General features: G+C 64.4%; 15 protein-coding genes. 6 read left to right on the top strand and 9 right to left on the bottom strand.

Annotation, left to right across the window (positions count from 1 at the left end; genetic code table 11):
• Positions 1-61: 61 nt before the first annotated feature.
• Both FJ934_RS03440 and FJ934_RS03435 read right to left on the bottom strand, forming a co-directional pair.
• Positions 62-961, bottom strand: coding sequence for a LysR family transcriptional regulator (locus FJ934_RS03440; RefSeq protein ID WP_140607243.1), 900 nt, complete (start codon positions 959-961; stop codon positions 62-64).
• A 105-nt stretch (positions 962-1,066) separates the two neighbouring features.
• Positions 1,067-2,263, bottom strand: coding sequence for an amidase (locus FJ934_RS03435; protein ID WP_140607242.1), 1,197 nt, complete (start codon positions 2,261-2,263; stop codon positions 1,067-1,069).
• A 540-nt stretch (positions 2,264-2,803) separates the two neighbouring features.
• Here FJ934_RS03435 and odc2 point away from each other — a divergent pair.
• Both odc2 and FJ934_RS03425 read left to right on the top strand, forming a co-directional pair.
• Complete coding sequence (gene odc2, locus FJ934_RS03430; protein ID WP_140607241.1) at positions 2,804-3,937, top strand: ornithine/lysine decarboxylase; 1,134 nt, start codon at positions 2,804-2,806, stop codon at positions 3,935-3,937.
• 160 nt (positions 3,938-4,097) lie between these two features.
• A complete protein-coding gene (locus FJ934_RS03425; RefSeq protein ID WP_226890405.1) occupies positions 4,098-4,766 on the top strand; it encodes an N-acetyltransferase in 669 nt (222 codons plus the stop codon).
• A gap of 83 nt (positions 4,767-4,849) precedes the next feature.
• Here FJ934_RS03425 and FJ934_RS03420 read toward each other — a convergent pair whose 3' ends face one another.
• The 7 genes from FJ934_RS03420 to flhA form a co-directional block, all read right to left on the bottom strand.
• Positions 4,850-5,134, bottom strand: coding sequence for an SCP2 sterol-binding domain-containing protein (locus FJ934_RS03420; protein WP_140607240.1), 285 nt, complete (start codon positions 5,132-5,134; stop codon positions 4,850-4,852).
• Positions 5,135-5,355: 221 nt separating this feature from the next.
• The gene (locus FJ934_RS03415) at positions 5,356-5,877 is read right to left on the bottom strand and encodes a hypothetical protein (RefSeq protein ID WP_140607239.1); all 522 of its coding nucleotides are present in this window, start codon (positions 5,875-5,877) and stop codon (positions 5,356-5,358) included.
• Between the two features lie 29 nt (positions 5,878-5,906).
• Positions 5,907-6,332, bottom strand: coding sequence for a hypothetical protein (locus tag FJ934_RS03410; protein ID WP_140607238.1), 426 nt, complete (start codon positions 6,330-6,332; stop codon positions 5,907-5,909).
• 53 nt (positions 6,333-6,385) lie between these two features.
• The gene (locus tag FJ934_RS03405) at positions 6,386-6,913 is read right to left on the bottom strand and encodes a rod-binding protein (RefSeq protein WP_246671428.1); all 528 of its coding nucleotides are present in this window, start codon (positions 6,911-6,913) and stop codon (positions 6,386-6,388) included.
• An 81-nt stretch (positions 6,914-6,994) separates the two neighbouring features.
• The gene (locus tag FJ934_RS03400; protein ID WP_140607237.1) at positions 6,995-7,387 is read right to left on the bottom strand and encodes a hypothetical protein; all 393 of its coding nucleotides are present in this window, start codon (positions 7,385-7,387) and stop codon (positions 6,995-6,997) included.
• Position 7,388: 1 nt separating this feature from the next.
• Positions 7,389-8,141 (bottom strand): flagellar biosynthetic protein FliR, encoded by a 753-nt coding sequence (gene fliR, locus FJ934_RS03395; RefSeq protein ID WP_140607236.1) that lies wholly within the window; start codon positions 8,139-8,141, stop codon positions 7,389-7,391.
• Positions 8,138-10,225 (bottom strand): flagellar biosynthesis protein FlhA, encoded by a 2,088-nt coding sequence (gene flhA / locus FJ934_RS03390; protein WP_140607235.1) that lies wholly within the window; start codon positions 10,223-10,225, stop codon positions 8,138-8,140. Before flhA ends, fliR begins: the two co-directional genes overlap by 4 nt.
• 116 nt (positions 10,226-10,341) lie before the next feature.
• Between flhA and FJ934_RS03385 the strand changes: the two genes are divergently transcribed.
• From FJ934_RS03385 to FJ934_RS03370, 4 genes are all read left to right on the top strand, one after another.
• The gene (locus FJ934_RS03385; RefSeq protein WP_140607234.1) at positions 10,342-10,641 is read left to right on the top strand and encodes a putative quinol monooxygenase; all 300 of its coding nucleotides are present in this window, start codon (positions 10,342-10,344) and stop codon (positions 10,639-10,641) included.
• 190 nt (positions 10,642-10,831) lie between these two features.
• Positions 10,832-12,613, top strand: coding sequence for a chloride channel protein (locus FJ934_RS03380; protein ID WP_140607233.1), 1,782 nt, complete (start codon positions 10,832-10,834; stop codon positions 12,611-12,613).
• A 170-nt stretch (positions 12,614-12,783) separates the two neighbouring features.
• Positions 12,784-13,443 (top strand): XRE family transcriptional regulator, encoded by a 660-nt coding sequence (locus FJ934_RS03375; protein WP_140607232.1) that lies wholly within the window; start codon positions 12,784-12,786, stop codon positions 13,441-13,443.
• A 39-nt stretch (positions 13,444-13,482) separates the two neighbouring features.
• Positions 13,483-14,559 (top strand): PotD/PotF family extracellular solute-binding protein, encoded by a 1,077-nt coding sequence (locus tag FJ934_RS03370; protein WP_140607231.1) that lies wholly within the window; start codon positions 13,483-13,485, stop codon positions 14,557-14,559.
• Positions 14,560-14,567: the final 8 nt, after the last annotated feature.

The following is a 14,567-nucleotide window of genomic DNA, read 5'->3' as shown; positions in this document are numbered from 1 at the left end:
AGAAAGCCCGACAGTTACCACAAAGGGGGCGAAATTGGGACCGCGAGACGATTGAAACGGATCAAGCAATCTCACGCGTCCTGAACCACTGCACCAGGAAGTCGACGAAAACGCGGACCTTGGCCGGCAAATAGCGGCGGTGCGGGTAGACGGCGAAGATACCGCCGCCGGACAGGATGCGGTCGTCAAGCACCGTCACCAACTGGCCGCTCTTGAGATCGGGCGCGGCGATGAAATCCGGCAGGATGCAAAACCCGAGCCCCGACATGGCGGCGGCGCGCGCCGCCATCGGGCTGTTGACCTCGATAGGGCCGGACACGGCGACGCTCAACTGATCGTTGTTGTCGCCCTTGAACGCCCAGTTGTTCAATCCGCGGCCATTGGTGTCGACGATGCAAGGCATGTGGCCGAGATCCTGCGGCCGTGTCGGCATGCCATGCTTGGCGATCAGCTCCGGCGACGCGCAGAGCTTTACGGAGAATGGCGCCAGCCGTCTGGCGATCAGCGACGAGTTCTCCAGACGCGATATGCGCACCGCGAGATCGAAGCCTTCCTCGACCAGGTCGACGAAGCGGTCGTCGAGCTGGATGTCGAGCACGATGTCGGGGTGCTGCTTGGCGAAATCGATCAGCGACTGGCCGACCGGCGCGTCGGCGAAGGTGCGCGGCGCCGACAGCTTGATCCGGCCGCGCACATCGCTGGAGGATTCGCGCACCGCGTCGGCCAGGCTATCGACTTCGCGCACGATCTCCGAGGCGCGCCGGTAATAGGTATGACCGGCCTCGGTCATCGAAAACTGGCGCGTGGTGCGGTTCAAGAGCAGCGCGCCGAGCTCGTCCTCCAGCTCGCGTACATATTTCGACAACAGCGCCTTGGAGCGGCCGATCTTGCGCGCCGCCGCCGAAAAGCCCTCGGCCTCGACCACATCGATGAAGGCACGCATGCGGGTCAGTGTGTCCATGGATCAGGCCTTTCGTGCGGCGTCCAAAGCGCGTCGCGTCGAAGCGGATTCATGCGACGCGCTTTGAGTTTTTGTTTGATGCATGTCGTCATCGCAAAACCGAGGTCACTTTTGCGCGACATGCATTAGAAGTTTTCGGCCGAGCCGTATCAGGGCAATGTCGCTGCCGGAAGGGCCCAGCAGCGACAGGCCGAACGGAGCGCCGGCGACCGAGCCGATGGGCAGGGTGATCTGTGGAAAGCCCGACAGGCCGGCAAGGCACAGAAGATGCAGCGCCCGCTCGCGATAGGCCTGGAACTGCTCGGGTGTGCTGTCCACATAGGGCGCCGGCCCCGGCACCGTCGGCAGGATGAGGAATCCGTCCTCGCCGAGCAGGGCGCCGAGTTCGCCGCGGAAGGTCAGCCGGCGCACCCTCTCGGCCTGTGCCGTGCGGTCATCGACGGCACGGCCAAAGCCGAATCGCTCCTCGACGCCGGGGCCGAGGTCGCGCTCGCCGCTGGTGATCCATTCGCCATGCACCGCCCAGGCCTCCCTGGCCTGCAGCCGGCGAAAGCACCAGTAGAGTTCATCCGGGGAAGAGCTGAAGCGCGTCGTCGGCATCGCCGGCGCGCCGAAGACCGCGCTCGCCAGCGCCGTCATCCCGGCATATTCGTCGAGCGCCGGCCGGGCGACCATCTCGTCCAGCCAGGCGAGCGTCAGCGGACGGTCCAGCGTGTGCTGGTGCGGGTCGCGGCTGAGCAGAAGCTTGCCGACGGCTTCGTAGGTATCGATGTCATTCGCGAACCAGCCGAATGTGTCGAAGCTCGGCGCCAGCTTCATGGTGCCGTCGAGAGAGATGCGGCCATGTGTGGTGCGCAGCCCGATCAGCCCGCAAAAACTCGCCGGCGCGCGGATCGAGCCGCCGGTGTCGGAGCCGGTGGCGATATCGGCCAGCCCACCCGCGACCGCCGCCGCCGACCCCGACGACGAGCCGCCGGTTACGCGGTCGGGCGCGGCAGGGTTTACCGGAAACGGGAAATGCGCGTTCTGGCCGAACAGCGCGAAGGCAAGCTCGTCGGTCTGGGTCTTGCCGACAAAGCGCGCGCCGGCGTCGAGAATCATCTGGATGGCGGGGGCGGTGCGCGAGGCGGCAGGGCTTTCGGCGAATTTCCGCAAATTTCCGCAGCCGGTGCGGTAGCCGGCAACGTCGTAGATGTCCTTGACGGCCAGCCGCAGTCCGGCGAGCGGGCCGAGCTTGGCATGCGCCACCGGCACTTGGCGAAGATCGAGAAAGGCGTTGAGAGGGCCGTGCGTGCCTGTCATTGTTCGATATCCGGATACGTTTGCGCCAACATTGTTCGGTGCCGGAAATTTTACAACCTGAGATACGATTTTTATTGATTGTGACGGCCACCGGCCATATATCGCGCTTGCCCAAAGTCGCACGTGCCTGTGGGTGTCCGCCGATCCTCGAATGGTGAGGGCAATCGGTAAGGTAACTGGAGCTAACCCCTCCAGTCGGTTTAGCGGCCAACCGCCAGACCGAGGACACCTTGAAGCAACGACGGTGCGGGCCTTTCTGGTTCTCTGCCGGTTGTCCAAAGACCGGGGTTACTGAAGAGGCACACCTTCATTGCCGGCAGTGCGGAACGGGGTTCTCCCAATCCAAGCCAAGGCAGACAAAGCGAACCGAAGCCGGGCAAGGCTAGGTTCATCGCCGCGAGACGGCGTTTCATGGTTCCGGGGTCTCCACCGGCTGGTTCCATGGATTTTCCGTCCCGCCTTTGTTTGACCGCGTGTTCGCGAGGCCGACAGCCCGCGTCCGCACCCTTGTGCGCGCCGAAAGGCGTGATGGAGATACCGATGGCTACCCAGCGCATCCTCGACTTTCTCGCCACCCGACGTCCGACCGGCCCGTGCCTCGTCGTCGATCTCGATGTCGTGCGCGACAATTTCCGCGCCTTCGAGAAGGCGCTGCCCGATTCCAAGATCTACTATGCGGTGAAAGCAAACCCGGCGCCGGAGATCCTGCGCCTGCTTGCTGCGATGGGCTCGTCCTTCGACACCGCATCCGTTGCCGAAGTCGAGATGGCGATGGACGCCGGTGCGCCGGCCGACCGCATCTCCTTCGGCAACACCATCAAGAAGGAGCGTGACATCGCCCGCGCTTACCAGCTCGGCATCCGGCTGTTCGCGGTCGACTGCGTCGAGGAGGTCGAGAAGATCGCCCGCGCCGCTCCCGGCGCGCGCGTGTTCTGCCGCGTGCTGACCGATGGCGAGGGTGCCGAATGGCCGCTGTCGCGCAAGTTCGGCTGCGTGCCGGCCATGGCCGTCGACGTGCTGCGCCATGCCAAGGGCCTCGGCCTCGACGCCTATGGCGTGTCGTTCCATGTCGGCTCGCAGCAGACCGACCTGACCGCCTGGGACCGTGCGCTCGCCGACGCCAAGACGGTGTTTTCGACGCTGGCCGAGGAAGGCATCGTACTCAAGATGGTCAATATGGGCGGCGGTTTCCCGACCCGTTATCTGAAGGACGTGCCGGTGGCGCAAGCCTATGGCCAGGCGATCTTCTCGGCGCTGCGCAAGCATTTCGGCAATGCGCTGCCCGAGACCATCATCGAGCCGGGCCGCGGCATGGTCGGCAATGCCGGCGTCATCAAGTCGGAAGTCGTGCTGATCTCGAAGAAGGCCGACAACGACAATGTGCGCTGGGTGTTCCTCGACATCGGCAAGTTCGGCGGTCTGGCCGAGACGATGGACGAGGCGATCCGCTACCCGATCGTCACCGCGCATGACGGCGGCGAGACCGCGCCTTGCGTGCTCGCCGGCCCGACCTGCGATTCGGCCGATGTGATGTACGAGAAGACGCCGTACCCGCTGCCTCTGTCGCTGACCATCGGCGACGAGGTGCTGATCGAAGGCACCGGCGCTTACACGACCACCTATTCGGCGGTCGCTTTCAACGGCTTCGAGCCTCTCCGATCCTACGTGATCTGACGGTTCGAAAGAGCCGGTCAGATCATCCCAGGTGGGCGCCTGTCGCCCGCCCGGGTTCGCTTGTGGAACAGATCTCCGCTCGTGAAGGATTGCGGAAATGGACATTGCAAATTTCGTTGTTGAGGACGCCGCGCACGGAATCTCCCCCCTTGAGAGGGAGATGGCCACGAAGTGGCCAGAGGGGGTCGGTTCGACCGGATGCGACCTCCTGCGGCGTATGGATGTTGGCGCTTCACGCGCGACCCCCTCTGTCGCCTTTGGCGACATCTCCCCCTCAAGGGGGGAGAGTGCCCGCGCCATTGTCGTCATTGCCGAAACCGCTGGTGACGTCGCGGCCCGCGAGGCGCTGCTCGACGACGCCATGGGGCCGAAGCGCAAGACAAAGTCATCCGAAAAACTGCGGCGCGGCCGCCGGCCTTCCGAAGGCCTGGCTTTCGTTGCGCGCGATGCATCCGGCTCCGTCATGGGCACGGTGCGGCTGTGGGATGTGACGCTCGGCGAGGCCGGTCCGGCAGCACTTCTGCTTGGCCCGCTTGCCGTCGATCCGTCGCTCAAGAATGCCGGCATCGGCTCGGTGCTGATGCGCCATGCCATCGCCGAGGCGGCGCGGCTGGGCCACGCGGCGATCCTGCTGGTCGGCGATGCGCCTTACTACGGACGCTTCGGCTTTTCGGCCACCAAGACCGGCTCGCTTGCCATGCCGGGGCCGTACGAGCGGCACCGCTTGTTGGCGCTGGAGCTGGTGGAGGGCGCGCTTGACGGCGCGCGGGGTACGCTGAAGGCATCCGGCCGCAAGCTGAAGGCGCAGGCGCCGACTCTGGCGGCCTGAATCATCCACCCGAACCCGAACAAAAACGCCGCCCGATAAGGCGGCGTTTTTCGTGATCGGTGAAGCGATCGGCGGTTGTGTGCTCAGCCGATCAGCTGGCTGAGCGCCATGGCGACCGTCATGTCGCCCTCGACCTTTATCTTGCCGGTCATGAACGCCATGGTCGGGTTCAGGTCGCCTGATATCAGTGAATCGAGATCGTCGAGCGAGAGCTTGATGGTGCAGTCGGTGGGGGCGTCGGTGGTCGAAACAGTTGCGCCGTCGATGACGATGACGCCGTCGCTGCCGGTGTCGAATTTCACGGAACGATCGAACCCGCTGCTGGCCACGCGCGACTTGATCTTCTCGGCAATCTGCTGAACGCTCACGCTGTTCTCCTGTTCTGGTTGCATCTGCTTGTCTGGTTGCACCTGTCGCGCAACGGCGCTTCGGTCCGGCCGAAGCCCATGCCGCATCTGTGGCGATCACAATCGCTGCCGCATATAGCTTTGGATTGACGTTTACGTCAACGCGAATTGCAGCGGCTGGTTCCTATCGCCGCACCGGCGAAACAGCCGGGACCATCGGTGCGTGGCCGTGCCGGGTGGCGTCAATGCGCGCTGACCGGCTTGGCCGTCTCGGGCGCGGTTGTGCCGGATTCCTGCCGGCGGCGCAGCCAGTTGTCGCGGATCTCGTCCTTGCTCAGGAAATTGACCTGGTCGACCAGAACCTCATGCACGAGGTCCGCGCCGACACGGGTATTGACAGTGTCGCGGATGGCGGCGCGAAAGGCATCGAGGTCGATCGTCGCCCTCTTGGTGAAGTCGATCTGGGGATTGGCGTAGAGGTAGGTGTAGACCTGGTCGGTGATCAATGCCTCGGCCGGGACCGAGAGCTTTTTTATCTGCTCGGGCTCGACGGTGTAGACGAGCTTGGCCAGGAAGTAGCCGTCGATCCTGGAATCGCGGATCAGCGGCACCGAAATGATGTCGGTCTTGACGTAGTCCAGCCCGCCCAGCATCGGCTTGGGTTTCTCGCCGACGCCGCGTTCGCCGGCGGCCTGGAACGAATAAAATACCGCGCCGAGGGTGGCGGCGCACACCCAGACCGCGATGGCGATGACCTTGATCATTCGGAGACCGAGCCCGACATTGTCGCGCTCTAACCTTTCAGCCGGCCGAACTCGCCGGCGGAATAGGTACCGTCGGTTTCGGCGCGCTGGATAGCGCTGCGCAGGAGGCTGGCGACTTCGTTGACGGCGCTCAGATGCGCCAGGATCGCCGCCTCGTTGCGGGCCAGCTTCTGCCGCAGCCGGGTCAGGCCCTCGCGGTGCTGTTCGAGGAATTCGGCTTCGCTGCCGCCCTTCATGGCGCGCGTCAATTCGTAGAGATAGCGGCTCTTGCGGGCATTCGACGCCTTGAGGTCATAGCTGGTGTCGCTGCGGATGCCGGCGGTCTCTTCCTCGACCACCTCCTCGATGCGGCCGATGATGGCGGCAAGATTTCCGGGGCGCGCGAACGGAATCGACGCTTCCGACGCAGTCGCGCGCGCTGGCAGGTTGGCGATGAATTCGGATGAGTCGGCCATGGTGTTTCCAGTCTAGATCTTGATGTCTGTTTTTATGGTTGTCTCGTCGCCGGTCATCGACCTGGCGGCCTTGCGCTGCAATTCCTGGACGAGCGAGATGGACAGACGGGTTTGCTGATCGATCTCGATCTTTCCGGTCCATTTGAAACCGGGCCGATCGGCACCTTGCGCTTGCCGTCGAGATAGTGGTCGGCGAGCAGCGACTTGGCGATGCCGATGCCGCCGCGATCGGCCATGACGTCGGCGACGCGCTCGGCGAGTTGCGATTTCCACATGTCGCCGGCGAGACCCTTGCCATAGACGCCCTCGGTGTCCTTGGGCAGCATGTTCTGGATGAAGGTCTGCAGCACCATGGCCTCGAACTTCTTGAACTTCTTGGCCGGATCGGTCCCGGCGGCGTGTTCGGCGGAGGCGCGCGACAGGATCGAGCCGGCGTCGACCGATGCGGCGGCGTCGACCGAGAACGTGCCTGCGGCACCGCCGGCACGCTTGGTCAGCGCGGCACGGGCAGCCTCGATGTCCGCCGGCTCCGCGGCTCGGGCGACATCCATAACGATGTCGCTGGGTGGAGAAATCGCCAAGAAAGTCCGCCTTTTGCCGGTTTTCCTTTAGCCAGACCATGCCTCAAGAAGCTTGTGGCAGGCTTGCGGGCCATGCTCGGCCTATTCGTCGGCTTCATGGCCCCGCTTCTGCGCGATCAGATCGAGGCGTTCGCGGTCGGAACGTTCGCGCTCGTCGCGGTTGCGCACGTCCTTGTAGGCGCGTTCGACCATGTTGGTGCGGGCGGTTGCCGCGGCGATGAGGCCGGCTTCCTGCCTGGCGCCCTCCAGGCTCTTCTCTTGGCGCGCCACCGCCTGGGCGATGCGGCGATGATAGAGATCGGGGAACAGGCCGGAAAGCGAATTGTCCTGGTCGAAGTGTCCGATCAATTCCCTGGCCTCTGCCGCGGCGGCGTTGGCGGCGGCCAGGAAGGTGGCGTGACGGGTTTCATGCAGCGCCTTCAGCTGTTCCTGCACCTTGACCAGTTTCTTGAGGCGATCCTTGCGCGTGCTCATGTCACCTCGCCAGCGTCAGGTCGACGAAGCCATTGACGAACAGCGACAGCATGGTGCCGACAGCGAAATAGAAGATGATCATGCCGCCGGCGATGACGAAGGGCTGGGAGATGAAATAGATCGGGATCTGCGGGGTCAGCTTGTTGACGAAGCCGATCGTCAGATTGACCAGAATGGCATAGGCGACAAACGGGCTGCCGAGGCGGATGACCAGGAAGAAGGTGTCCGACACGGTGTCGGTGATGTCGACGAGGGCCGCCTGCGGGTTGAAGAAGACGTTGACGGGCGCCACCGTATAGGAGGCCACCAGGGCGCGCACGATCTCATGGTCGAAATCGAAGACGAACAGCATCAGCAGCGCCGAGAACGAGATGATGGCGGCAAGGGCGGCCTGCGGTTCCGGCTCCTCGATCGCCGGTCCGCCCGAGCCGCCATAGCCGATCAGCATGGCGATGGCCGAACCCATGAAGCGCAGCGCTTCCATGTAGAGCCTGGTCATGGCGCCGATCAGACCGCCGACCAGGAGTTCCGAAATGATCATCGGCACCAGGACCTGCGGGCGCGGATCGACGAAGGGAAAGATGCGGTCCCAGAGGAAGGCGAGCAGGCCGCCGGTGGCGGCCACCGCCACGAACAGCCTGACCTGCATCGGGACGCGCGCGCTGGACAGGCCCGGCATCAGCATGAAGCAGGCGCCGATGCGGCAGAAGGCGAGGAATGCCGCGATGACGACCGCTTGCGAGAGAACGCTCACGATATGGTTCCGAGCACCCTGATCTCGACGCCCTTGGCGATTTCGACATGGGAGAGCACCGGCAGCGTTGTGAACAGGCGCTCGATGATCATGCGCACATAGGGGCGGGCGTCCGGCGCGGTGACGAGGACGAAACGTTCGCCGGCTTCCAGGTGCTTCTTGATCGCCTTGGTGGCGTCCTGGCCGAATTCTTCCAGCTGGCGCGGATCGATGTCGAATTCGCGCACCTCGCCCTTGGCGTCGCGCTTGAGGCTCTGGTGGAAAGCAAGGTCCCAGCGGTTGCCGAGGCGCAGCACCTTGAGCACGCCGCCCTCGGACAGGTCGCCGCAGATCTGCTGGGCCATGCGGATGCGGACATGCTCGACGATCTGCTCGGTGCGGCGCACATGCGGCGCGATCTCGGCGATCGCCTCGATGATCAGGTGCAGGTTGCGGATCGAGACGCGCTCGGCCAGAAGCAGCTTCAGCACGGCCTGCAGGCCCGGGTAGGAGATGTGCGTGGTGCAGATCTCGTCGGCGAGCTTGCGGTATTCCTGGTCCTGGCGTTCGAGCAGCGCCTTCATGTCCTTGTAGGATAGAAGCTGCGGCAGGTTGTTGCGGATGACTTCCGAGAGATGGGTGAGCAGCACCGACATGTTGTCGGCGAAAGTGAAGTTCTCGCGCTTCAAATCCTCGGCGAAGGTTTCCATGACGGAATAGGCGCGCATGCCGAAGGCGGGCTCGCGGATCTCTTCGCCCGGTATTTCGGGCAAGTCGCGGTTGCCGAGCAGCACCATGATCTCACCGACGCGCATCGAATATTCTGCGACCACCGTGCCGTGCACCTTGATCTGGTAGCTCTTCGGCGGGATAGCGAAATCGTCGGCAACGCGCACCTCTGGCACGACGAAGCCGTATTGCTGGGCGAATTTCTTGCGCATCTTGGCCATGCGGAAGACCAGTTCCTGATGCGAGACCAGCAGCCGGGTCGAAAGCTGCTTGCCGATCAGCAGCTCGATCTCGGCGGTGGCGAGCGAGGCCTTGACCGAGTTCTTCTCTTCCTCGGCCTTGGTCGCCTTCTCCTGGCTCTTCAGCGCCTCGGCTTCGGCGACGGCGCGGTCGTGGCGCATCGGGATGACGTAGCCGAGGCCGGCCATGCCGGCGGCGAGCGCGAAGAAGGGAAACAGTGGCAGGCCAGGCATAAGGCCGAGCAGCACCAGCAGCGCCGCCGCCACATAGAGGGCGCGCGGATGGGCGCCGAGCTGGCCGAACACGGCCTGGTTGGTGGATCCGCGGGTGCCGCCCTTTGAAACGAGCAGACCGGCGGCGAGCGACACGATCAGCGCCGGGATCTGGGTGACCAGACCGTCGCCGACCGACAGCTTGATGAACACGTCGGCGGCCTCGCCCATGCCCATGCCGTGCCTGATATAGCCGATGGCGATGCCGCCGACGATGTTGATGGCGGTGATGATGAGGCCGGCGATGGCGTCGCCGCGGACGAATTTCGAGGCGCCGTCCATCGAGCCGAAGAAAGACGATTCCTCCTCCAGCTCGCGGCGGCGCAGCTGCGCCGTCTTTTCGTCGATCATGCCGGCGGAGAGATCGGCGTCGATCGACATCTGCTTGCCGGGGATGGCATCGAGGGTGAAGCGGGCGCCGACTTCGGCGATACGGGTGGCGCCCTTGGTAATGACGATGAAGTTCACCACGATCAGGATCATGAAGACGATCATGCCGATGACGAAGTCGCTGGCCATGACCAGCTTTGAGAAGCCGGCGATGACATAGCCGGCGGCGTGCGTGCCCTCATTGCCATGCGACAGGATCATACGCGTGGTGGCGATGTTGAGCGATAGCCGCAGCATGGTGGCGATGAGCAGCACGGTCGGGAACGACGAGAAATCGAGGGGCCGCTGGATCCACAGCGCCACCATCAGGATCAGCACCGAAAGCGCGATCGAGAAGGCGAGGCCGATGTCGATGAGGAAGGCGGGGATCGGCAGGAACAGAACCGCCAGGATGACGACGATGCCGAGCGCGAAGAAGATGTCGCGGCCGTTCTTGGCCACCGCGCCGGGCTGGATGCTTTCGCTGATCGCCATTCTCGTCCTCGAACCATGGGCTGCCAAGCATGCGACAGCCCGGCGAGGGTAGCTGGCCAAGCTTGCGCGAGGGTGGGAAAGTGGCCGAACCGGATGCAACGCAAGAAGGAAGACCCATGCTCCTGATCATCGGTACGATCCGTTTGCCTCCCAATATGTTCGAGGAGGCAAGGCCCGCGATGGAGCGCATGATCTCGGGCAGCCGTGGCGAGGACGGCTGCCTTGAATATTCCTATGCGCGGGATGTGCTTGACGCGGGGCTGATCCGGGTCACCGAGGTATGGCGCGACAAGGCGGCACTCGATGCGCATTTCCGCTCGCCGCACATCGCCGAGTGGCGTTCAAGCTGGCCGGCACTCAGCATTGGTGAGCGTAACCTCGTGCTCTATGAGGCCGGCGAGCCTATGCCGACCTGATCGAATAACAATCAGGATACCGACTGACGGCGGAACCGGTGGCTTCACGACCAAGGGGCGGGAAAGACCGAAATCAGCCGGTCTCTCGGCCATAATGGCGCCTTTGATGTCGGCATTGTGGTTGTCTTGCCGAGCCGCCCGGCGTATCAGGCGGGTCTTCCATTGCCTTTCATTTCGGCGAGCCGCCCCGGTGCTTTCCAGAACCCACAGCGAAGTCTACGCCCGCCGGATGCGCGCGGTGCTCCTGAGGTCAATTCCTCTGCTCGAGGCGCGCGGCATCGCCGTGGTCATCCTGGCTGGCGTTGTCGGCGTCATGGCGGGCATTCTGGTCACCGCGATGAGCCAGATCGTGCAGGACCTGCACGGCTTGCTGTTCGGCGTTCAACCTGGCGGCCGGCTTTCCGGCATGTTCTCGCTCGCCAATCCGATGCAGGCGCTGGTCCCGGCAATAGGCGGTATCCTGCTCGGTCTGAGCGTGATCTGGCTGAGAAAGCGCAAGTTCCGCACACCCGTCGATCCGATCGAAGCCAATGCGCTCTATGGCGGGCGCATGTCGCTCACCGATACTTTCGTCATCGTCTGCCAGACGATGATCTCGAGCGGCTTTGGCGCCTCGGTCGGGCTGGAAGCCGGCTATACACAGGTCGGCTCCGGCCTGGCATCGCGGCTGGCGCGCATCTTCAGGCTGCGCCGCAACGATGTCCGCATCCTGGTCGGCTGCGGCGCGGCCGGGGCCATCGCCGCCGCCTTCGACGCGCCGCTGACTGGCGCGTTCTATGGCTTCGAACTGGTCATCGGCATCTATTCGGTCGCCAACGTCGCGCCTGTCATGACCGCCGCTATCTCGGCCTCGCTGACAGCGGAAGTGTTCGGCGGCGTGCCGTTCCCGCTGGAGCTCGCCGGCCTGCCGGCACTGACGCCCAGCCAATATGTGCCGTTCCTGCTGCTCGGCCTGCTCGGCGGTGCCGCTTCGATCGCCATCATGCAGTTGGTGACGCTGATCGAACGCGGCTTTGCCAAACTGTCGATCGATGCCTCGGTGCGGCCCGTCATCGGCGGTGTCATTGTCGGCCTGCTGGGCCTGGTTACGCCGCAGGTCCTGTCCAGCGGCCATGGCGCGCTGCATCGCGAATTCGCCATGAATTACGGGCTGGCGGCGGTGGCCAGCGTCTTCGTGCTGAAGCTGGCAGCGTCGGCCATTTCCCTAGGCTCCGGCTTTCGTGGCGGCCTGTTCTTCGCCTCGCTGTTCCTCGGCGCGCTGCTCGGCAAGGCGTTCGCCGGCGTGATGGCGCTCGTCTCACCGGCGACCGGCATCGACCCTGCCGTCGCCGCCGTCGTCGGCATGACTTCGCTTGCCGTCGGTGTTGTCGGCGGCCCGCTGACGATGACCTTCCTGGCGCTGGAATCGACCCGCGACCTGACGCTCACCGGCGTGGTGCTGGCGGCCTCGATCATGGCGGCGATCCTGGTGCGCGAAACCTTCGGCTATTCGTTCTCGACATGGCGCTTCCATCTGCGCGGCGAGACCATCCGCAGCGCCCACGACGTCGGCTGGATGCGCAGCCTCACCGTCGGCTCGATGATGCGCGAAGACATCAAGACCATCGATGCCTCGACGAAGCTTGCCGCCTTCCGCAAGGAAATCCCGCTCGGCTCTGCCCAGCGCGTTATCGCCGTCGACCCGGGTGATGAGTATGTCGGCGTGCTGATCGTGGCCGAACTGCACAGCGACCCCTCCGATGACGATGTGCCGGTGCGCGATCTGGCCCAGTACAAGGATGCCGTTCTGGTGCCAAGCATGAACGTGCAGGCCGCCGCCGAGACGTTCCAGCGCGCCGGCGCCGAAGAACTGGCCGTGGTCGAGGACTTCACCGATCACATCGTGCTCGGCCTGCTGACCGAGGGCCATTTGATGCGGCGCTATGCCGAGGAGCTCGAAAAGGCGCGCCGGGACCTTTCCGGCGAAGGGTAGGGGATTCTCCTGCCCGTCCTCGTGTCGTCCGGCAGACACATCCTGCTCCGGCGCAAATATCCTCCTGGCTGCAAGCCTGGCCCGAGTAGTGCCGCGGTCCTGGCCTCATGCGCGGCTTGCCAGCTGTACAGTGGTACTGTACATTTCGTTAAGTGAGGTGAGGAGACGGCATGGGCAGGGCTTCCGGCCAGACTTCAGTGAAGACGCTCGACGCATCAGCCGCGACCCATGCCCATCAGGTGCTGGGCATGCGGCTCAAGGGCCTTCGCCTCGCCCGCAGGCTGTCATTGCGCGACCTCGCGGAGGCGACCGGGACCAGCGCCAGCTTCATCAGCCAGCTCGAACGCGGCCTGACCGGCGCCAGCACCGCTTCGCTCAACCAGATGGCTTCGGCGCTTGGCGTCAGCGTCGCGATGCTGTTCGAGGAAAGTGCCGCGCGGAACCACGGCGTGCTTCGGCGCAGCGAGCGGCCGAGCCTGCCGCCCAGCGACGGCTGCCGCAAGATGCTGCTCTCGCGCCCGCCGCTGAGCGACATGGAGGTCTATGTCGGCGAATTCGACATAGGCGGCTCGACCGGGCACGACCAATACACGCATGGCGACGCGCATGAGATGCTCGTCGTGCTGCGCGGCATCGTCGAGGTCTCGCTCGGCGAGGCGCGCCATGTCCTGGAAGAGGGCGACAGCATCGAATACACGACATCGACGCCGCATCGCAGCGAGAACATCGGCGGTGGCCGAGCCGAAGTGATGTGGATTATCGCGCCGCCGACCTCGGCGCGCGCCGAACTCGATCAATACACGGCCTGGAAACCGCTCGCGGCCAGGTAGTCCGATCAAAACGCGGGCATGAATGGGAGAGTTAGTGTCATGTTGAAATCGAGATATGCAAGGCTTGGCGCCGCTCTGGCGCTCGGTATCCTGACAGGCGCGGCCTTTGCGCAGGACAAGCCGGTGGCAGGCGAGGTGAAGGAGGGGTCGCTCAAGGGCAAGACCCTGACCTTCGTCTCCTACGGCGGCATCTACCAGGACGGCCAGGCGGCGGCGCTGAAGGAGTTCGTCGACAAGTCCGGGGTCAAGCTGCTCAATGACGGGCCGACAGAGATCGCCAAGCTGCAGGCGCAGGTCGAGTCCGGCAATGTCACCTGGGATGTCGTCGACACCGACGACCTGCCGCCTTACGTCTATTGCGGCAAGCTGTTCCAGAAGCTGGATCTGACGAAGCTCGACGTCTCGAAGATTCCGGCAGGCCAGGTCGGCGAATGCTCGGTGCCGGCGATGAACTACGGCGTCGTGCTGATGTACAACAAGGAAAAGTACAAGGATAACCCGCCCAAGAGCTGGGCCGACTTCTTCGATACCCAGAAATTCCCCGGCGTGCGCGGGATCGACGGCTCCGGCAGCCCGACCGGCGGCTTGCTGGAACAGGCGTTCAAGGTTGCCGGCGGCGACCCGAAGGCCATGACCGTGGCCGATATCGACAAGGCCATCGACGTGGTCCGCAAGCTCGGCCCCGATACCATTTTCTGGAAGACGGGGGCTGAATCGCAGCAGCTGGCGGAGTCCGGCGAGGCCGACATGCTGATGATGTGGACCGGCCGCGCCATGACCGCCGTCAAGAACGGCGCCAAATATGCGCCGGCCTGGCAGGACTGGCTGGTGGTGATGGACCAGATGACGATCCCGGTCGGCGTCAAGGATACGGACGCATCCTACGCGCTGCTCAATGCCTATCTCGGCAAGCATGCCCAGGAGGTCCTGACCGAGCAGACGTCCTATACGCCGATCAACAGCGACGCGCAGCCCAAGGTCGACGCTTCCGTCGCCGCCTTCCTGACCAACACGCCCGAGCGCCAGAAGCAGGGCTACAAGCAGAACTTCAAGTTCTGGGTCCCGAACTTCGCGGTGGCGCAGGAGAAGTGGTCCGCGCTGATGGCCGGCAACTGACCGGCTGA

The sequence above is a fragment of the Mesorhizobium sp. B2-4-12 genome, assembly GCF_006441575.1.
Taxonomy (GTDB): domain Bacteria; phylum Pseudomonadota; class Alphaproteobacteria; order Rhizobiales; family Rhizobiaceae; genus Mesorhizobium.
Note: the sequence above shows the minus strand (reverse complement) of the source record. Positions and strands in the feature narration are given on the sequence as shown.